This is a genomic window from Rathayibacter sp. AY1F8, assembly GCF_002932165.1.
Taxonomy (GTDB): Bacteria; Actinomycetota; Actinomycetes; order Actinomycetales; family Microbacteriaceae; genus Rathayibacter.
This window is the reverse complement of sequence record NZ_PSVB01000002.1, coordinates 220818-239653: the sequence shown is the minus strand read 5'-3', so window position 1 is coordinate 239653 and position 18836 is coordinate 220818. Positions and strand designations below refer to the sequence as shown.

Here is an 18836-nt window from a genome sequence, read left to right as displayed (position 1 = left end):
CCTTTCAGTGGGGTGATCGTGAGAACGGGCGGGAGCCCGTGAGTAGTGGGGTCAGTGCTCCTCGGCGACGGCCAACTGGATGTAGACCGCAGCGAGGAGGGTGAAGATGTAGGCCTGCAGCACGGCGACGAGGAGCTCGAAGAGCGTGAACGCACCGCCGAAGGCGAAGGTCACGACGCCGAAGAGCTTGAAGCCCGGGTCGATCTGGGAGCTGAAGAGGAAGAACTGCGTGGCCGAGAAGCACAGCACCAGCAGGAGGTGGCCGACGATCATGTTCATCACGAGCCGCAGTGCGAGCGAGAGCGGACGGATGATGAACGTCTGCAGCAGCTCGATCGGCGTGAGGATGAAGTAGATCAGGAACGGCGCTCCGGGCGGGAACAGGGCGTTCTTGAAGAAGCCCATCCCCCGGTCCTTGATGCCCGCGTAGATGAACGTCACGTAGGCGACCAGGCCGAGGAAGAGCGGCATGCCCACCACGGAGGTCCCCGCGATGTTCAGGAACGGGACGATGCCGGTCAGGTTCATCGAGATGATCGCGAAGAAGATCGTCACGAGGATCGGGAGGAACCGGCGCGCGTCCTTCTCGCCGAGGATGTCCTTGGCGATGGTGACGCGGACGAAGTCGAACGCGAGCTCGACGACGTTCTGGAAGCGGCCGGGGACGAGGCGCAGCTTGCGCGTCCCGAGCCAGAAGAACAGCATCAGTGCGATGACCGCGATGAAGCGGACCAGCATGACGCGGTTGATCTCGAAAGGGGTTCCCTCGAAGAGGAAACCGGGCGGGAAGAACTCGGAGATCGACGGGGTGTGGAAGTCACTCTCACCGGTCGAGGACGAGACCAACAGGGTCACAGCGTTAGCAAACAGCGCTAGCTCCTGGAATTCGGGGCGTGGCACGTTGCAGCCGACCGAATCGAATCATTCGGACGCAACGCTCTCGCGACGACGAAAGGTGGGGTTTTCCGCTCGGACGGCGATCGTGCTCGACGACCGCCATCAACGATGAGACGATCTGAGGACACGTTCGCCTGCGGGATTCGTCCCTACTGTAGCAACAGAACGGCCTGAGAGCCGAATCGTGGTCCTCTCAGGAACCGTTCGGCTCGTCCTCATCGAGCGATGTCGCTGACGTTCGGCATGCGCGAGCGCGAGACGACGAGGACGTCGATCACCAGGGACCCCAGGACGGCGACGATGATCGTGACGAACATCGCGGTGCTGTTCAGCCACGGCTGATCGCGCAGGACCAGGGCGGCGATCACGAACAGCACGAACTTGGCGAGCCACGTGCCGAGGACGACGGCGAAGAACCCGCCGATGTCGAGGCGGTTGGCGACGAGGATGCTCGCGGCGGTGAGGAGCACCATCACGCCGCCGACGATCGCGCCGAGGAGGGCTCCGATCGCGCCCTCTCCCCCGGCGGCGATCCCGCCGACGACGGTGCCGAGAACGGCCAGGGCGAGCACGAAGAGGCCGCCCACGACCAGCGCGCGGCGCAGGACGGGGACGGACGCGGGCTGCGGACGGGGGGTGGCCGGGGAGGCTCCGGTCATGATGCTTCCTTCCGCGCCGTGGTCGGCGCTGTCGTGTCCCGGTCGATCGGGAGTCCGGCCGGCGGACGGAGCAGCTCCGTCGAGGACGCGCGGTCGAGGGGGTCGAGGACGGGTGAGGCCTCCGCGGACTGCGCCGCCGCCTCGAGCCGCTTGCGGCGGCTGAGCGGGGCGAGCGTGACGACGGTGCAGACCAGCAGACCGACTCCGAGGAAGACGAGCGGGACCCACAGCACGTCGACCACGAACATCAGCAGGCAGCTGACGGCGACGACGGCGGTCCACGCGTAGAAGATCAGCACGGCGTGCAGGTGGGAGTGCCCCATGTCGAGCAGGCGGTGGTGCAGGTGCTTCCGGTCGGCGCTGAACGGCGACTTTCCCGCGCGCAGGCGCCTGATCACAGCGAGGCCGAAGTCCATCAGCGGCACCACGAGTATCGCGAACGGCAGGATGATCGGGATGAACGCGGGCAGGAGCTCCTTCGCCGCGAGCTGGGCCGGGTCGATCTGGCCGGTGACCGCGATCGCGGAGGTGGCCATCAGCATCCCGATCAGCAGTGCGCCGCTGTCGCCCATGAACATCCGCGCCGGACGCCAGTTGATGGGGAGGAATCCGGCGCAGGCGCCGACGAGCAGGACCGCGATGAGCGAGGCCAGGTTGAAGTAGTCGGTGGGCGAGGTCTGCTGCACCAGCAGGTAGCTGTAGAGGAAGAAGACCCCGTTGGCGATCAGGGCGACGCCCGCCACGAGGCCGTCGAGGCCGTCGATGAAGTTGAGAGCGTTGGTGACCAGGACGATCGCGAGCACGGTGATGATCAGCGACATCCACGGCGAGCCGACGGTCAGGCCGCCGATCGGCAGGGAGACGATCTGCACGCCCTTCCAGGCGATCAGGCCGGCGGCGATCAGCTGACCGGCCAGCTTCGTGGTCCAGTCCAGGTCCCAGATGTCGTCGGCGACGCCGATGAGGACGATGAGCAGGCTCGCGCCGAGGATCGCGAGGATCGGCTCGGGATTGGCGAACACCAGCCGGAAGTAGGGCAGCTGGGAGGCGATGCCGAAGCCGACGAGGATCCCGAGGAACATCGCGATGCCGCCCAGGCGGGGGGTCGGCCGCGTGTGCATGTCCCTGACGCGGATCTTCGGGTAGAGCCGGTACTTCAGGCTCAGCTTCCAGATGACCCACGACAGCGCTCCGGTCACGAGCGCGACCGCGAGCGAGACGAGGGCGAAGGTGATCACCGGTTACTCACCCGGAGCGGAGTCGGTGCGGGCGGCGCCGGTGCCGGTGTTGGGCGTCGGCGCGTTCGTGCTCGACGAGCCCGTGTCCGGCGCATCGGCGGAATCGACGGGCGCAGAGTCGCCGGGCGCGGAGTCGTCCTGCAGGCGGGCGCCGGAGGCCCAGTCGGGGCGCGCGGTCGGGGTCCGCTCGAAGGCGTACGGGTCGCTGCCGGTCGCGGTCTCGGCGGGCTCCTGCTGGTACCCGGCCTGCGCCGCGCCGGCCGTGGAGGCGTCGGGCTCCGACGTCTCGGCACGAGGCGCGTCCGGATCCGGCAGCAGGTCTCCGACGACCTCGCGGATCCGCTCGGCCGACACGACGCCCTGGCGCAGGATGCGCAGGGTGCCGCCCTCGAAGCTCAGCGCTGTCGCGTCGACGATCGTCGAGGACTCGCTGGCGCCCGCGGGGCGGTCGCTGTAGCGCGATCCGGCGGCGCCGGCGTCGAGATAGACGTCGACGGAGTCGCCGAGCTGGTCGAACGCCTCCTGTGCGGTCGTGGCCGAGGGCTGCCCCGTGCGATTGGCGGAGGAGACCGCCAGCGGGCCGGTCTCGGCGAGGAGCTCGATCGTCACCGGGTTGTCCGGCATGCGCAGCGCCACGGTCCCGCGCGTCTCGCCCAGGTCCCAGACCAGTGAGGGCTGGGCGTGCAGGACGATGGTGAGCCCGCCGGGCCAGAACTCGCGCGCGAGGTCGCGCACCGCCTCCGGCACGTTCTCGGCGAGGGCGTCGAGGGCGGCCACGTCCCCGATCAGGACGGGCGGCGGCGACTGCCTCGTCCGTCCCTTCGCGTCGAGCAGGCGCTGGACCGCGGCGGCGTCGAACGCGTTGGCCGCGACGCCGTAGACGGTGTCGGTGGGGATCACCACGAGCTCGCCGCGGCCGATGGCCGTCCGCGCGAGACGGGTGCCGGTCAGGAGGTCCGTGTCGACGGAGCAGTCGTAGATGCGTGCCATAACGGGTCGATGATACCGGCGCGGTCCGTGTCCGGACCGGCTGCGGCGCGGCGGTCGCGTCAGCGCCGCCCGAGGCCGGGGCTCGGCGGCCGTCGCAGCGGCGCCCGACCCGCGCCGGCCGAGGCCGCCGGAGCGCTTCCGTGAGGCACTCGGCCCGGCGTGGCGGGCGCCTCCGCCGACAGGACGCCCACGAGCGCCACGGAGACGGCGAGCGTCGCGAGCGAGTGCTGATCGCCGAACCAGGTGGTGTTGTCGGCCATCCCGTGCAGGAACGTCCAGAGGACGGCGACGGCGAGCGCCCCGACGGCGACGGCCTCGTTCCGGGCGACCCGGAGGAGCAGGCGCACGACGGCGATGGTGGCGAGGAGGAGGAACGCGATGACGGGGAGCGCGATCAGGAGCCCGCCGTTGGTCCACGCGGTGACGAGGAGGTTGTGAGGCGGGCGCGGCTCGCTGTGCTGGGTGAACTGCGACCCGCGCGCCAGCCACAGCTCCTGCCATCCGCCGTACCCCAGCCCCAGCAGCCAGTTGTCGGGGAACGCACTCGCAGCCAGGCGCAGGAAGTCGCCGCGGGCCCCGAGCGTGAGCAGGCCCGCCTCCGCCAGCTGAGGGAAGGACACGGCGACGGCGTACACGGCCGTGATCCCGGAGGGGATGGTGATCATCCAAGCGACCGGACCGAGGCTGCGTCCCTTGAGTCCGCGGATCGCGGCGACCAGCAGGGGCAGGACGATCGCGAGGACGATCGCGGTCTTGGACAGCGTGAAGAGGGCGCCGACCAGCCCGGCGACGGCGACGAGCAGGAGGAGCCTCCCCCGCTGCCGTCTCCAGACGGCGAAGGCCAGCGCGCCGGTCGTGGCCATGTACATCGAGGCGATGTTGCCGTTGAGGAAGAACCCTCCCGACTTCTCCTGCAGGACGTTGTTGAAGGACGTCGTGAAGATGTCCCGCACGTAGATGTCGGAGAACAGCACCGCTTCCGGCCACCGGAGGTAGGCGGTCTCCTGCACGGGATCGAGCTGGAAGAGGATCGTGAGCGTCACCTGGAGGAGGAACACGGGCGCCGCCCAGTTGAGGGCGCGGCCGACGACACGCCAGGCGCCGTCGCCGAGCCCGCGGACGGCCAGGTACGGAGTGAGGAAGGAGACGACGGAGACCACGTCGCGCAGCGCGGCCGCGCGTGCTCCGGAGTAGGTGAGCGCGAAGAGGGTGCCGGCGATCACGAGGAGGACCACGACCACGAACCGGTCGATCCGCCCGCCGCGCAGCCGCGCCACGGAGTACGGGAGGAAGAGCAGGCTCCAGGCGACCGGAGCGGTGACGGGGCCCAGGGTGTAGAGCTGCACGACGCTCAGCGCCAGGAGCACCGCGAGGAAGACGAGGACGATCCGCTCGTGCCGCCGCTGAGCGGGATCCGCCGGCGCGCGCGACGGCCGCCCGCGGGTCTCCGGAGCGTCGGTGACGCGGGTCGCGGCGATGACGGAGGGACGAGAGGCGGTCGGGCGGCGGAGGAGGGCGTCGTCGGCGTGGCGGCCCATGTCAGAGCCGTTCCGCGGAGGTGCCGGTGGCGGCCTCCGTCTGGCGGAGCGGAGGAGCGGCGCGCCGATTCCGGGACGACGGGCCGACCTCTCGCGGCGGGAGGGTCGTCCGCGGGCGCCGGTCCGGGGCGGGAGGCGGATCGAGCAGCACGGGAGAGGCGGTGGCGTCGGCGGACGCGGGCGGGAGAGGGGATGCAGGTGGCATGTCGCGCCGACACTAATCGCGCGGCACGAGCCTCGACGGGCTTGGCGCGGAACGTCGATCCGCGTGCGCGCGGCGGCCCCGCGCCTCAGCCACGGGGGTCTGCCAGCAGCTCGTCCGCGCGGCGGGCGATGCCCGGCCAGCCGAAGTCCTCCGCTCGACGCCGCGACGCAGCAGCGACCTCCGCGCGCCGCCGGGGATCGCGCAGCGAGGCGATGAGGGTGGGGAGCTCCGCGAGGACGGCGTCCGCGACCTCCTCCTCCGTGCCCGGCGGGACGAGGACGGATCCGTCGACCACTCCGTCGGAGGTGCGCAGGATCTCGGGGAGGCCTCCGCGCTCGACCGTCACGACGGGGATCCCCCGCGAGAGCGCCTCCACCACCACCATCCCGAACGGCTCGTTCCAGCGGCAGGGGTAGAGCAGGAGCGCCGAGGAGCCGAACAGCTCCAGCAGGTCCTCGTGCCGGAGGAACGGGAGCCGGCGCACGGCGCCGGGCAGGGTGGCGACCGCCTCGTCGAGCGCTCGGACGTACGGGGTGGGCGTCGCATCGTCCCCGAGGCCCGATGCGCCGGCGATGACCAGTCGCAGATCGGCGCCGTGCTCGGTCCGCATCCGCCTCACGATCTCGACGGCCTCGCGGGCTCCCTTCTCGGCCACCAGCCTCCCGGCGAAGACCGCCTCCGCAGTACCGCCGAGCGGCGCCGGCGGGACCTCGGGCGGAGGGACGACCCCGTTGTACAGGACGGCTGTGGCGATCAGGCCGTACCGGTCGACCGCCCGGGCGCGCAGGAACTCGCTGCAGAAGATCCACTCGTCGACCGCGTCGAGGTAGCGCCGTGCGGCGGCGGGATCGGGTGGCAGGTGATCGAGCAGGTCGTTGTGCAGGTGTGCGACGATCCGCCCCCGGTAGCCCAGGCGGCGCAGGCGCACGGCGTAGCGGGGGCGGTTGTGGATCCAGACCGTCGGGACACGGCGCAGCGACGGAGCGAGCACCAGCAGCCAGAAGCGCCCGCCGAAGGACAGCCGGCGCAGCTCGGCGCCCGGGTCGCTGTCGCGCCGATGCGCCAGGAGGAGTGCCGCGCGCCGCTGAACCGCGTAGATCCGCCGGTACAGACGATGGGGCCTGACGTCCACGCCCGGTGACGCCGACGACCACGGCGCGTGCACGGCGATCCGGAGCGAGGACCGGGACACCGTCTCGCGGACCCAGGTCGCCACGGCTCCCCCGCTGCCGTCGAAGCGCTCCTCGGCGGCCAGCACCACGGCGACCTCGACCGGGGCGGCGGAGCCGAGCCGGAGCCGGGCGGGCAGTCGCGACAGGACGAGCGATCGCGCCTCGGCGATGTCGCGCCCCGGCGCCAGGAGGGCGGTCGCTCCCAACACGAGGCCCGCGAGCGCCAGCTCCACCGGGAGCAGCCGCAGGGGCGCGCCCTCGGGGAGCAGGCGGAGCAGGAGCAGCACGGTCGCCATCGGTGCGGCGAGCAGCGGCCCCGCGGCGCACGCGCGCAGGAACGCGCCGAGGCGCACTCCGAGCACCACCCGCAGCACGGCGCAGGTGACGGCGAAGCCGAGAGCGCTCGAGAGCAGCAGCCCGCCGATCAAGCCGTCGAGTCCGAACAGCACTCCCCCGCCGACGATCATCGGGACCGTGATCGCGGTCTTCACGATGTTCACGACCAGCCCGAACCGCACCCGGTCCATCGCCATCAGGATGAAGCCGACCGGATTGCCGATCGCCCGCACCGCGCCCACCACCGTCAGTGCGCTCGTCATGCCCGCGATCCAGCCCCAGCCGGGTCCGTAGAACAGCCGCACGATCTCCTCGGAGCGCAGCGCCACCAGCATCAGCGTCGGGATGCTCGCCATGCTGAGCACCGCGGTGACGCGGAGGTGGTTCCGCGCGACGCGCTCACGGTCGTGCTGGATCGAGGAGAACACCGGGAACATCACCCGCGTCACGATCGGGTTGACCCGCGCGGGGAGGTTCACGGCGAGGTTGTATCCCAGGGTGTACCCGCCCAGCTGGGCCGGTCCGAGCAGGCGGCCGATCGCGAGCGAGCCGGCGTTCGAGCCCAGGTAGTTGACGATGCCGTCGAGGGTCTGGAAGACGCCGAAGGAGAGGAAGCGGGCGGTCTCGCGGATCCGGAACCGGAACCGCAGCCGGAACCAGCGGCGGGCCTGCACGAGGGCGAGCACGGAGCGCAGAGCCGCGGTCGCGACGAGCCCCCACGCATAGGAGAGCGCCCCCGCGCCCGAGACCGCGAGGCAGACCGTCACGGCGAAGCCGCCGACGAGAGCGATCGTCTCGGACACGGCGACCGCTCGGAACCGGATCCCCTTCTCGAGCACCGCTCTCGGCACCTGCCCGGCTGCGCTGCCCACGAACACGAGCGAGGCGACGGTGAGGACCGGCGCCGCGGCGGCGGACCCGAGCAGGGAGGCGATCGGTGCGGCGCCCAGGAGGACGGCGACGGTGACCAGGAGCCCGACGGAGAGGTTGAGCCAGAAGACCGACGAGAGCTCGAAGCTGGTCGCCCTCCGGCGCTGGATGATCGCCTGGGCGACCCCCATTCCGAGGAAGATGTCGACGAACGCGTTGAGCAGGGCGACGATCGCGATGATCCCCATCTCGGAGGGGTCCAGCAGTCTCGCCAGGAGCGCGAACTGCCCGAGCTGCACGACGAGCGCGACGGCGAACGAGACCGCCGTCCAGGCGGTCGCGTCGACGGTGCTCCGGCGCAGGCTCACCTCTCCCGCCCGGCGGAGGCCGGACGGAGGCCCGGTCGCGGATCGTCGGCGCGGTGCTCGGCGCGGCTCATCCGCGATCTCCGTCCGTCGTCGTCGGCATCGATCGGCCGGCCGCCCGGTCGTAGAGGTCCTCGAGGTCGCGGATCCGCTCGGCGAGGTCGAACGAGGCGAGCACGCGCTCCCGCCCCTCCGCGCCCATCCGCTCCGCGCGGTCCGGGTCCCGGAGCAGGGCGGCGAGCGCCCCGGTCAGGCTGGGCACGTCCCCCTCCGGGACGAGCAGCCCGGTGACGCCGTCCTGGACCGCCTCCGGGACGCCGCCGTGGCGGTACGAGACGACAGGGACGCCTGCGAGCGCGGCCTCGAGGAAGACCATGCCGAAGCCCTCGGAGTCGCCTGTCGCCGCGGTCCGCGACGGTGCGCAGAAGACCGCGGCGCCGGCGAGGATGCGGGCGACCTTGGCGGGGGGCAGGGAGCCGGTGAAGGTCACCTGCAGGCCCAGCCGCGCCGCCTGCTCGACGAGCGCCCCCCGCAGGTGGCCGTCGCCGACGACGGTCAGGGGGACGTCGCGGATTGGTCCGGGGAGGGCGGCGACCGCCTCGAGCAGATCCGGGACGCCCTTCTTGTCGGTGAGGCGTCCGACGAAGACGATTCCCGCGCGCTCCGCAGCCGGTGCGGCCTCGGGGCGGGAGGTCGGGACGCCGATGTAGCCCACTCCGGTGCGCCGCGGGTCCGCCCCCAGGCGCAGGAGCCCGTCGGTGATGAAGCGGGACACGCCGATCACCGCGTGCGCGGTACGGAAGACGGTGCGGGCCTCGAGGGCGCGGTGAGCTCGGGCGAGGGGTCGGAGCAGGCGCGGAGCTCCGGTCGCGAGCGGCCAGCTGGTCACGTCGTAGCCGTGCCCCGTCACGACGAGCGGGAGGCGCCTCCTCCGTGCGTACCGGGCGATGGAGACGGCGTCGATGAGGAAGTGCGCATGGATGAGGGCGGGCCGGTGCTCATCGACGATCGCGTCGAGCCGTCGTGACACTCCGAGCCACCGCAGGAGGAGGGACCGCCGCCCGCGAGGGGTGATCGGATCGTGCAGGACGATGTCCGTGCGGTCGTGGAGGACGCCCGAGCCGGTGCGCTCGAGGCCCACTCCGAGGGCGCGCCAGCGCTCGAGTCCGTGCATCTGATTGCGGACGAACGTCTCGGAGTCCTGCAGCCACGCGCGCTTCCAGACCAGGACCAGCGGCCTCTCGCCGGCGACGCCGCCCGCGTGCTCAGCGGACGGCACGGCGCACCCGGTAGCGGAGGGCCGCGACCACGCTCGGCAGCACCCGCACGGCGTCGCCCAGATAGCGCCGCCAGAGCCTGCCGGGCTCCCGGCTGAGCCGGTGCGCCCACTCGAGGCCGAGGCGCTGCACCACGAGCGGCGCCCGCGGGATCTCGCCGGCGAGGAAGTCCACGGCGGCGCCGACGCCGAGGCACACCGCTCCCATGCCGCCGACGGCGAGCAGGCGCTCGCGAACCTCCTCCTGCTTGGGGGAGCCGAGGCAGAGCGCGACGATGCGGACGTCGGCCGTGCGCAGGGTCGAGGAGAGGCGGGCGAGGTAGGCGTCGTCCGCGAGCTCGGCCGGCTCCGGCGAGACGACGACCGGAATCTGGAGCCCGGCGAAGCGCTGCTGCAGCTCGGCGGCTGCGCGATCGCCGACTCCGGGGCGTCCGCCGATGAGAGCGATCGGCGCGCCCTCGAGCGCCGCGCGACGGCAGACCTCGGTGAAGAGGTCGATGCCTGTCACGCGGCTCGCCGTGCGGTGACCGTACGAGCGGGCCAGCCAGACCAGAGGCGCCCCGTCGAGCACCACGAGGGACGCCCGGCCGTAGTACCGCCGGAACTCGCCGGAGTGCTTCCAGCGCACGAAGTGGTCGGTGTTCGGCGTGACGACCAGCTCGTCGCGGCCGCTCCGGGACAGCTCGAGCACGGCCTCCGCCGCCTCGTCGAGCGTGGTGATACTGGCCGGCATCCGCTCGATGCGGCCGGTGATGTAGGAGGTCATGCCGGTGCTCCTCGGGGGTCGGTGCGGGAGGGAGGGAACGGAGCTGGTGTGCGGAAGGGGCCGGTCGCGGCCGCCTGCACGGGGACCGTCACGTCGTCCACCGGGTGCTCCTCCGATCGGAGAGCCGGCGGCGGGTGTCGTGCACGGCGTAGAGGATCCGGCTGAGCGCCGTGAAGGCGGCGGGGACGTGCTTGAGCACCAGCCCCAGGACGAGCAGCCGCGGCGACCGCGCGGAGCGGAGCACGCGGACGTCGCGCAGCGCCTCGGACCCGAGCCGGACGCCGGTCTCGACGAGCGCCGCGTCGGAGTTCTGGCGGATCGGGGTGAGCGCGACGGGGACGGCGTAGAACCAGGTCGTGAACCAGTCCGACAGCGGGCGCGGCACCTCCTCGAACGTACGGGCGAGCGCCGCGCGCATCTCCTCGGCGCAGACCAGGAGGTTCCGGAGGTCCGGGTCGCGCCGACGGGTGATCGAGGACGCCGTGTGGACGTAGGAGTAGAGGACCTCCGGCACGAAGAGCACCCGTTCCGACGCCTGGACCGCCCGCAGCACGCCGACGAAGTCCGACTGGGAGCTCAAGCGCGGGAAGAGCTCCTCCTGCAGGACGGCGCGGCGGAAGAGCTTGTTCCAGAGGAAGCCGTGCAGGCGTCCGGACGCCATCCGCTCGAGAGCGAGTTCGGACGAGACCAGTTCGCGCCGGTCGAGGCCGTCGATCACACGTCCGGAGGTCGACTGCCGGGTGCGGTAGAGCGCCCGGCAGACGACGACGTCGGCCGCCGTCCGCTCGGCCTCGGCGGTGAGGGTCCGGAGGATCTCCGTGTCCCACTCGTCGTCGACGTCCACGAACCAGACGAACTCGGAGTCGATGCCGTCGAGGGCGCGGTTCCGGGCGGCAGCGACGCCGCCGTTCTGCTCGAGGAGCAGGACCCGGGCGTCCTCGCGTCCCTCGGCCCACTTCTCGAGCACCTCCGCCGAGCCGTCCGAGGACGCGTCGTCGACGAGGACGACCCGCGTCCCCGGTCCGAGAGTGAGTGCGAGCCGCGCGAGGAAGCCGTCGAGCCGGGCGATCGCGTTGTAGCAGGGAGCCACGACGGTCACCGAGTGCACGCCCCCGCTCACCGTCGGCCCCCGAGCTCGCGGTAGGCGGCGACGACGGGTCCGAAGACGGCGTCGGGCGAGGCGGCCTCGTCCACCCACGCCTTCGCGCGGTCGGCACGCATCAGGAGCCCCTCGGGTCGCTCCAGAGCGGCGGCGAGGAGCTCGGCGATCCGCTCCCCGTCGGCGTCGGCGGGGAGCAGGAGGCCCCGACCGTCGGCGAGCAGCTCACCCACACCGCCGACGTCGGTCGCCACGACCGGGCGACGGCGGGCCATCGCCTCCAGCATCACGAGCGGAGTCCCCTCCCACCGCGAGGTCGACAGGAGGAGATGCGCCGCGTCCAGCGCTCCGGTCACGTCCGCCGACGGACCGGCGAAGTCGACCACTCCGGCTCCCCGGGCGCGCTCGCGCAGCACCGGCAGCATCGGACCGTCGCCGAGCCAGGTGCCGGTGACGGGCCGGACCCGGGCGAGGGCCTCGACGGCCGCGAGGAAGCGGATCGGGTCCTTCTGCTCCGCGAGCCGCCCGATGCCGAGGACGCGGACGACCGGCTCGGCGAGTTCCGGCGCGCTCGCGGGCTCCGCGGTGACGTTCGCCGGGGCGTTGCCGGTGACCACGACGCGATCCTGCGGGCGGCCGTAGCCCTCGACGACCATCCGCCCCACGGAGGCGGAGACGGCGAACACCCGCCGGGAGCGGAAGGAGAGCGCTCGCCTGTCGATCCCGGGCAGCTCGGTGTGCGCGTGCTCGACCACGGGGACACCGAGCGCGGCGCCGACGAGGAGGGCCAGCAGAGCCTCGCGGCGCTGGTGGGCGTGCAGGACGTGCGGGCGGAACCGGCGGACGGCGAGAGCGAGGCCGCGGAGATCGGCCGCGAAGCCCTGTCCGGGTCTCGGCACCACGAAGACGGGCGACTCCTGCGCGGCGCGGTCGCTGAGCGGCCCGGGACGCCCCCAGTAGGCGGTCTCGCAGCCGTGCTCGCGGCTCCACGCGCCCAGGGAGAGGGCCACACGCTGCGCTCCGCCGTCCTCGAAGGAGTCGAGGACGTGCAGGATCCGCAGGGATCGGGAACGGGCGGCCCTCATGAGAGCGCCCCGTCGGGAACCGCGCCCGGGAAGCGGACGTCGAGTTCGGCCAGGACGGCGTCGACGTCGCGGCCCATCGTCCCGGGGTCGACGTCGTAGTGATCGGCGAGGAGGTCGACGACCTCGTCCCGGGGCCGGCGCTGCCGGATCACGGCCTCGAAGACCGAGGCGGCGCTCAGCGAGAGCACGATCGGGGGCACCGACGGGCGGGACAGGTCGAGCACGTAGACCTGACGGTCCGTGCGCTCGACGGCGAAGCGCTGGGTCGGCGGCGCGCTGCCACCCTGCGCCTCGGCGGAGGCCTCCACCGGATGCACGGCGCTCGCCGCGGGATCGGACGAGGCCGGGAGGTCGCTCACCGGCGCCGTGGTCGCCGCGATCGCCTCGAACGAGGACGCCGAGCCCTGCTCCTCGCTGCGGCCGCTCAGCGCCACCCGGGCGAAACCGGTGAGGGCGGAGGGGAGGCCTCGGAGCGCCCGCAGGGTCCGCTCCCCCCGGAGCCGGAGCCGACGTCGGACCGTCGTCGCCTCGGGATGGCTCGCCTCGAGATCCGCGCGGGTGGGGAAGGCGGCTCTCAGCAGCAGGCCTCCCTTCAGGCGCCAGGGAGCGGACGCCACGGCATGCAGCCAGTTGAAGGTGTGCCGGTCGGAGCTGCGGCGCACGTCCCAGAGAATCTGGGCCTGCCGGTAGCGCTCCTCGGGCGCGGCGGGGACTCCCCAGGAGGTGAGGAGCTCCGTCATCGGCGTCTGCGCGCCGAGCTCGACGGCCGCGTCGCGGATCGCCTCACGCTCCTCGCTCGGAAAGCCGGCGGCGTGCGCCTTCAGAACCGCCAGCGCCGTGGTCGCCGAGGCGGAGCGCGCGCTGCGCAGCTGGTGCAGGGCGTGCAGCACGAGGTGGTGCGCGCGCCCGGGGATCCGCAGGGTCTCGTCGCTCAGCGGCAGATCCTCGGCGGCCGCCCAGAGGCGGTCGAAGACGATCCGCTCCTCCTCGAAGGCACCCGGGAAGGAGCGGTGGACGTCGACGTCGCACGGCCACGAGGGGTGGACGAGCGTGATCGAGTGGTCGACGAAGAGCGTCCAGCTGAGAGCCTCGGCGCGGCGGCGCCAGCCCATCGAGGCGAGCAGCCCGAGAGCCTCGTCGAAGCGCTCGGGGTCGACCCAGAGGTCGACGTCGGCCGACGTCATCGGCGCGCGGATCCCCTGGCGGTGCAGACCCTCGCCCTTCACCACGAGGCTGCGGACGCCGTGCGTCCGCAGGGTGTACTGCACCAGCACGGCGGCCAGGCGCAGGGCGACGGCGTTCGGCAGCATCGCGTCGGCGGAGGCGCCGACAGCAGGAACCGGTTCAGGCGACACGGACGCGTCCCTCCGCGAGGGCGAGGATCTCCTCGGCCGCGACGGACCACGGGCGCTCCCGCGCGAGCTCGGCGGCCCCCCGGGAGAGAGCCGTCCACTCGCGCCGGAGCCGATGGAGGGCGTCCTCGTAGTCCTCGCGCGTCGCGTCGTCGGAGAGGACCACGCCCGCCCCCGCCGCGCAGAGATCGGCCAGGACGCTCGACTCGATCGCGAGGACCGGCAGCCCGCTCGCCAGCGCGTCGAGTCCGGCGGCCGCGCCGGTCGTCGACGGCGTCAGGTGGGCGTACACGTGGGAGTGGCGGAGCACCTCGACGACGCCGTCGCGGTCCTGCTCGCCGACGGAGCGCAGCCCCGACGCGAGGTCGTCGGCGATGCCGCCGCCGTCGTCGATCACGGTGACGTACTCGGTGCCGTCCAGGCGGGCGAGGAGATCGAGCCGCTCGGCGCCCCGGTCGAGACAGGAGGCTCCCACGGCGGCGAAGCGGAGGGGCCCGTCGGGGGCGGACGGCGTCGGGAACGACGCGTCCGGCAGGCCCAGGGGCACGACCGTTCCCGCGAGGGCTGACGCGAGCCGCTCCGTCGGGGTGACGACGACAGCACCGCGGCGCTCCTCTTCGAACCGGAGGCGCGGGAGTGCCGGGAGGTCGTCGGCCAGGAGGACGGTCATCGGAGCGAGCCCGGCGAGCTCCACGGCCGTCCCCGGGAGAGCCACCACGAGGTCGGGCCGCTCCGGAGCGAGCAGTCGGCGGGCCCGGCGCGTGACGACGGCGAGCCCGACGGACCCGGCGCCCCTCCGGCGGGCGGGCTCGAGGAAGCGGGCGAGCACGCTGGGGCGGAGCTCCGCCCCGCTGAACCCCTCCGGGTCACCGGTCACCACGACCACGCGGTGCCCCTGACGGCGCCAGGCGCGCTCGAGCGGAGCCGCGTGCCAGGCGTCGAGGGCGACGATCCCGATGGTCAGCACGGGCGGACTCCCCCCGTCAGGGGGGATCGGCGGCAGGGACCGGGAGACGGGAGGAGCGCGGAATCCCGCTGGTCGATGACCTCGTGCACAGGGCGGTACCTCTCTCCGTCGCGGCAGGCGGAGCCGCGGACGTCGGAGAAGTTATCCCCGTGCCCGGCGGCCTCCGAGTGGGAGGCGCGATACGGAGGCGGGGGCGGCGTGCGCGCCGCTCACGGAGTCGGATCGCGTCGGTAGCGGTCGCTCGACCGTCAGTCCCCGCCACGGGTTCCGCGCCCGCCGCACCGGCATGCGGAGGCACCGCGGCGCCGCCGATAGAGTCGGCTCCGTGACCCTCTCCCCGCAGATCTTCACGCTCCCCTCGGCGGTGCAGCGGACCCCCGCCGCAGCTCCTCACCCGGGGCTGCTCCGATGAGGGGCATCGTCCTCGCGGGTGGTTCGGGGTCGCGGTTGTGGCCGATCACCAAGGGCATCTCGAAGCAGCTGATGCCGATCTACGACAAGCCGATGATCTACTACCCGCTGTCGACGCTGATGATGGCCGGGATCGACGAGGTCCTCGTGATCACGACCCCCGAGTACAACGACCAGTTCCGCGCACTGCTGGGCGACGGGTCGAGCCTGGGCATGCGGATCGAGTACGCCGTGCAGCCCTCCCCCGACGGGCTCGCGCAGGCGTTCCTGATCGGCGAGGAGTTCATCGGCGACGAGTCCGTCGCCCTGGTCCTGGGCGACAACATCTTCCACGGCACCGCCCTGGGCACCGCCCTCGCGGCGAACACCACGATCGAGGGCGCCGTCATCTTCGCCTACCAGGTCGCCGACCCGCGCGCCTACGGCGTCGTCGAGTTCGACGAGCACTTCCGAGCCGTCTCCATCGAGGAGAAGCCCGAGCAGCCGCGCAGCAACTACGCCGTGCCCGGCCTCTACTTCTACGACAACGACGTCGTGGCGATCGCGAAGACGATCACGCCCTCGGCCCGCGGCGAGCTCGAGATCTCGACGATCAACGAGCGCTACCTCGAGGCGGGGCGGCTGAACGTCCAGGTGCTCGACCGGGGAACGGCCTGGCTCGACACCGGGACCTTCGATTCCATGATCGAGGCGACGGAGTTCGTGCGCGTGATCGAGCAGAGGCAGGGGTTCAAGATCGGCTGCATCGAGGAGATCGCCTGGCGCAACTCCTGGATCGACGACGCCCGCCTCGCCGAGCTCGCCGCACCGCTGGTCAAGAGCGGATACGGCGCCTACCTCCACCGCCTGCTCAGCCTCGAAGGCGTGAACGCGGGCCGCTGAGCCCGGCCTCCCCCGACCTTCCCGACCTCCAGGAGAACCCGTGCGGATCCTCGTCACCGGCGGTGCCGGCTTCATCGGCAGCAACTTCGTCCACCTGACCCTGCGCGAGCGTCCCGACGCGCGGATCACCGTGCTCGACAAGCTCACCTACGCGGGCAGCCGCGACTCCCTCGCCCCCGTCGCCGACCGAGTGCGGCTGGTCGAGGGCGACGTCGCCGACGCCGAGCTGGTGGACCGGCTGGTCGCCGACGCGGATCTGGTGGTCCATTTCGCCGCGGAGTCGCACAACGACAACTCCCTGCACGACCCGACGCCCTTCCTCGCGACGAACGTCATCGGCACCTTCGCGCTCCTGCAGGCGGTGCGCGCGCACGACGTGCGGTACCACCACATCTCGACGGACGAGGTGTACGGCGACCTCGAGCTCGAGGACCCCGCGCGCTTCACCGAGCACACCCCGTACAACCCCTCCAGCCCGTACTCCTCGACCAAGGCCGCCAGCGACCTCCTCGTGCGCGCCTGGGTGCGCTCCTTCGGCGTGCGCGCCACGATCTCCAACTGCTCCAACAACTACGGCCCCTACCAGCACGTCGAGAAGTTCATCCCCCGCCAGATCACCAACGCCATCGACGGCATCCGCCCCAAGCTCTACGGCACCGGCGCCAACGTCCGAGACTGGATCCACGTCGACGACCACAACACCGGCGTCTGGGCCATCATCGACCGCGGCGAGATCGGCGAGACCTACCTCATCGGCGCCGACGGCGAGAAGAGCAACCTCGACGTCGTCACCCGCATCCTCACCGCCTTCGGACAACCCGAGGACGCCTTCGACCACGTCACCGACCGCGCCGGACACGACCTCCGCTACGCCATCGACTCCACCCGCCTGCGCACCGAACTCGACTGGCGCCCCCGCTATACCGACTTCGACGCCGGACTCGCCGCCACCATCGACTGGTACCGCGCCAACGAGGACTGGTGGCGCCCCGCGAAGGCCGCCACCGAGGAGAAGTACTCCGCTCAGGCCTGAGGCGGCCCGCCGGCGGGGATCAGTGCGGACCGACTCCGGTCGACACCCGGCCGGAGGGCCGCGGAGAGTCGCACGGGCCGGGCGTCCGCTTCGCGCTGGACCGACCGGACAGGACGATGCGGAGCAGCTGCAGTGGCTCGAGGAGGTAGCGGGCCGCGAGCCGGCGCGGGTCGCGCGCCAGGCGGAACAGCCACTCCACGCCCAGGGCGCCCATCCACCGCGGGGCGAGCGCCTGCGTGCCGGCGATGTAGTCGAGGCAGCCCCCCCACGTTCGCGAACGCCGCCCGCGGGGCGAGGTCCCGGTTCTCCAGGATCCAGCGCTCCTGGCGGGGCATGCCCATCCCGACCAGGACGAGATCGGCACGGGCGAGCGACTCGGCGAGCGGCCGCTCCTCGCCGATGCCGTGCCACTGCTGGTCGAATCCGTCGTACGCGAGCCAGGTCATCCGGGACGTGCGGGCGGCGACCGCCTCCGCCGCTTTGGCCGAGGACTCCGGCGTGCCGCCCACGGCGACCACCACCAGAGGCTCGTCGTTCTCGATCAGCGGGAACAGCCAGTCGGTGCTGTGTAGAAGGCTTCGCCGACGTCCGTCCAGGAGCCCGCGCCGCCCGCGGTGAGAGAGAGGCTCTGATCGCTGGGCCAGCCGACCTCCCCGACCGAGCAGTGCACCCCGTACCGCCGGCACCACTGCCCGAAGGTCGTCACCGCCGCCACGAAGACATGCTCGTCGGTGCCGCCCTGCTTGTCCGAGCGCAGGGTCGTGCCCGTGCCGCCGGGGTAGAAGTGCTGCGAGTACACGGTCCGGTCCAGCGGGTCCTGGATCCACGGCCCGTCGGGTGCGATCGCGGCGACCGTGCCCGTCGTCGCCTCCCGCATCCCCTCGACCCAGATCGTGTGCCGATCGCCGGTTCCCCGGACGGCCGACACCACGGCCTGCGTGTAGGCCTTGTAGGTCTCGACGGGGACCAGCGACCGCTTCACCTCGTTGAAGAGGTCGTAGGCGGCGATGCGTCCGTCGTTCTGGAACTCCGCCGCGAGCAGGGTCCAGACCCTCTGCGCCTGGGATACCGAGAGCCCGGATCCGAACCAGACGGTCCCCTCGGGCAGATCGCCCTGGCTCGCCGGATAAGTGCCGTTGTTGTGCAGGTCGAGCACGACCCGCATGCCGGCGGCGCCGATGGCGGCGATCTCGGTCCGGAGCAGCGCGACCGCCGCCGGATCGAGCCCCTTCGCCAGAGCGTCGTCGGTGCTCTCCCCGTCGGCCTGCGGCTGCAGGAGCGACCAGGGCACCGCGAGCCGGACCAGGGTGAGCCCGCGGTCCGCCAGGAACTCGTAGCTCTCGGCCGGATTCCCGGCGGTGCAGTCGACTCCGACGTCGACGCGCGACTGCAGATCGAACACGTTCACGCCGCGGAGGTAGGACCGGCCGCCCAGGTAGTCGTCGACCGAGCCGATGGCAGGCGCGGGCGACGCGAAGGCGGACGACGGCGCGCAGGCCACGGGAGCAGTTCCGTCGCTCCGCTCGAGGAGCCGCACGGCGACCACGACGAGGGCTGCGACCACCACGACCGCCAGGACGATCAGCAGCGGGCGGCGGAGCCGATGGCGCGGCCGATCGCGTGCGGCGGCGATGCGAGCCTCCCGAGCCTGCCTGCCCGGTGCGGCCACCGGATCGCCGCTGAGGCTAGCAGAGC

General features: G+C 72.4%; 16 protein-coding genes and 1 pseudogene. 2 read left to right on the top strand and 15 right to left on the bottom strand.

What is annotated here, in order from left to right:
• Positions 1-51: 51 nt before the first annotated feature.
• The 12 genes from atpB to C5C35_RS02635 all read right to left on the bottom strand — a co-directional run bounded on the left by atpB (position 52) and on the right by C5C35_RS02635 (position 14815).
• Positions 52-855: a F0F1 ATP synthase subunit A gene (atpB, locus tag C5C35_RS02690; RefSeq protein ID WP_068254016.1), complete on the bottom strand. Its 804-nt coding sequence runs from the start codon at positions 853-855 to the stop codon at positions 52-54.
• Between the two features lie 257 nt (positions 856-1112).
• A complete protein-coding gene (locus C5C35_RS02685; protein ID WP_104223021.1) occupies positions 1113-1556 on the bottom strand; it encodes a hypothetical protein in 444 nt (147 codons plus the stop codon).
• Positions 1553-2794, bottom strand: a complete 1242-nt coding sequence (locus C5C35_RS02680; protein WP_181065442.1) for an MraY family glycosyltransferase — start codon at positions 2792-2794, stop codon at positions 1553-1555. Before C5C35_RS02680 ends, C5C35_RS02685 begins: the two co-directional genes overlap by 4 nt.
• A 3-nt stretch (positions 2795-2797) precedes the next feature.
• Complete coding sequence (locus tag C5C35_RS02675) at positions 2798-3784, bottom strand: L-threonylcarbamoyladenylate synthase (protein WP_104260103.1); 987 nt, start codon at positions 3782-3784, stop codon at positions 2798-2800.
• A gap of 59 nt (positions 3785-3843) precedes the next feature.
• Complete coding sequence (locus tag C5C35_RS02670; RefSeq protein ID WP_104262495.1) at positions 3844-5322, bottom strand: O-antigen ligase; 1479 nt, start codon at positions 5320-5322, stop codon at positions 3844-3846.
• 290 nt (positions 5323-5612) lie between these two features.
• Positions 5613-8273, bottom strand: coding sequence for an MOP flippase family protein (locus C5C35_RS02665; RefSeq protein WP_104262494.1), 2661 nt, complete (start codon positions 8271-8273; stop codon positions 5613-5615).
• 67 nt (positions 8274-8340) lie between these two features.
• Entirely contained in the window at positions 8341-9549 is a 1209-nt protein-coding gene (locus C5C35_RS02660) for a glycosyltransferase (RefSeq protein WP_104262493.1), read from the bottom strand.
• The gene (locus C5C35_RS02655) at positions 9536-10312 is read right to left on the bottom strand and encodes a WecB/TagA/CpsF family glycosyltransferase (RefSeq protein WP_104262492.1); all 777 of its coding nucleotides are present in this window, start codon (positions 10310-10312) and stop codon (positions 9536-9538) included. The genes C5C35_RS02660 and C5C35_RS02655 overlap by 14 nt, the downstream gene beginning before the upstream one ends.
• A gap of 88 nt (positions 10313-10400) precedes the next feature.
• Positions 10401-11420, bottom strand: a complete 1020-nt coding sequence (locus C5C35_RS02650; protein ID WP_181127828.1) for a glycosyltransferase family 2 protein — start codon at positions 11418-11420, stop codon at positions 10401-10403.
• Positions 11421-11428: 8 nt separating this feature from the next.
• The gene (locus C5C35_RS02645; RefSeq protein WP_104262490.1) at positions 11429-12496 is read right to left on the bottom strand and encodes a glycosyltransferase family 4 protein; all 1068 of its coding nucleotides are present in this window, start codon (positions 12494-12496) and stop codon (positions 11429-11431) included.
• Entirely contained in the window at positions 12493-13851 is a 1359-nt protein-coding gene (locus C5C35_RS02640; protein WP_146084555.1) for a PqqD family peptide modification chaperone, read from the bottom strand. Before C5C35_RS02640 ends, C5C35_RS02645 begins: the two co-directional genes overlap by 4 nt.
• Positions 13841-14815 (bottom strand): hypothetical protein, encoded by a 975-nt coding sequence (locus C5C35_RS02635; RefSeq protein WP_104262488.1) that lies wholly within the window; start codon positions 14813-14815, stop codon positions 13841-13843. The genes C5C35_RS02640 and C5C35_RS02635 overlap by 11 nt, the downstream gene beginning before the upstream one ends.
• A gap of 408 nt (positions 14816-15223) precedes the next feature.
• Here C5C35_RS02635 and rfbA point away from each other — a divergent pair, with 408 nt between their 5' ends.
• Positions 15224-16108, top strand: a complete 885-nt coding sequence (gene rfbA, locus C5C35_RS02630; protein WP_104223010.1) for a glucose-1-phosphate thymidylyltransferase RfbA — start codon at positions 15224-15226, stop codon at positions 16106-16108.
• A gap of 40 nt (positions 16109-16148) precedes the next feature.
• The gene (gene rfbB / locus C5C35_RS02625; protein ID WP_104223009.1) at positions 16149-17141 is read left to right on the top strand and encodes a dTDP-glucose 4,6-dehydratase; all 993 of its coding nucleotides are present in this window, start codon (positions 16149-16151) and stop codon (positions 17139-17141) included.
• A 19-nt stretch (positions 17142-17160) separates the two neighbouring features.
• Here the strand turns inward: rfbB and C5C35_RS17405 are convergent, their stop codons facing one another.
• From C5C35_RS17405 to C5C35_RS02615, 3 genes and pseudogenes are all read right to left on the bottom strand, one after another.
• The gene (locus C5C35_RS17405; protein WP_258072339.1) at positions 17161-17505 is read right to left on the bottom strand and encodes a WecB/TagA/CpsF family glycosyltransferase; all 345 of its coding nucleotides are present in this window, start codon (positions 17503-17505) and stop codon (positions 17161-17163) included.
• Positions 17471-17650: pseudogene (locus C5C35_RS17400) on the bottom strand (hypothetical protein); the annotation flags it as partial. The pseudogene C5C35_RS17400 and the gene C5C35_RS17405, both read right to left, overlap by 35 nt.
• Positions 17651-17682: 32 nt before the next feature.
• On the bottom strand, positions 17683-18810 hold the full coding sequence (locus C5C35_RS02615; protein WP_181134940.1) for a glycoside hydrolase family 5 protein: 1128 nt from the start codon (positions 18808-18810) through the stop codon (positions 17683-17685).
• Between the last annotated feature and the right edge of the window lie 26 nt (positions 18811-18836).

What these genes read in the sequence shown, in the direction of transcription:
- C5C35_RS02670 (WP_104262495.1), bottom strand. Translation starts at nt 5,322, where the DNA reads ATGGGCCGCCACGCCGACGACGCCCTCCTCCGCCGCCCGACCGCCTCT.
- C5C35_RS02655 (WP_104262492.1), bottom strand. Translation starts at nt 10,312, where the DNA reads ATGACCTCCTACATCACCGGCCGCATCGAGCGGATGCCGGCCAGTATC.
- C5C35_RS02645 (WP_104262490.1), bottom strand. Translation starts at nt 12,496, where the DNA reads ATGAGGGCCGCCCGTTCCCGATCCCTGCGGATCCTGCACGTCCTCGAC.
- C5C35_RS02685 (WP_104223021.1), bottom strand. Translation starts at nt 1,556, where the DNA reads ATGACCGGAGCCTCCCCGGCCACCCCCCGTCCGCAGCCCGCGTCCGTC.
- C5C35_RS02675 (WP_104260103.1), bottom strand. Translation starts at nt 3,784, where the DNA reads ATGGCACGCATCTACGACTGCTCCGTCGACACGGACCTCCTGACCGGC.
- rfbA (WP_104223010.1), top strand. Translation starts at nt 15,224, where the DNA reads ATGAGGGGCATCGTCCTCGCGGGTGGTTCGGGGTCGCGGTTGTGGCCG.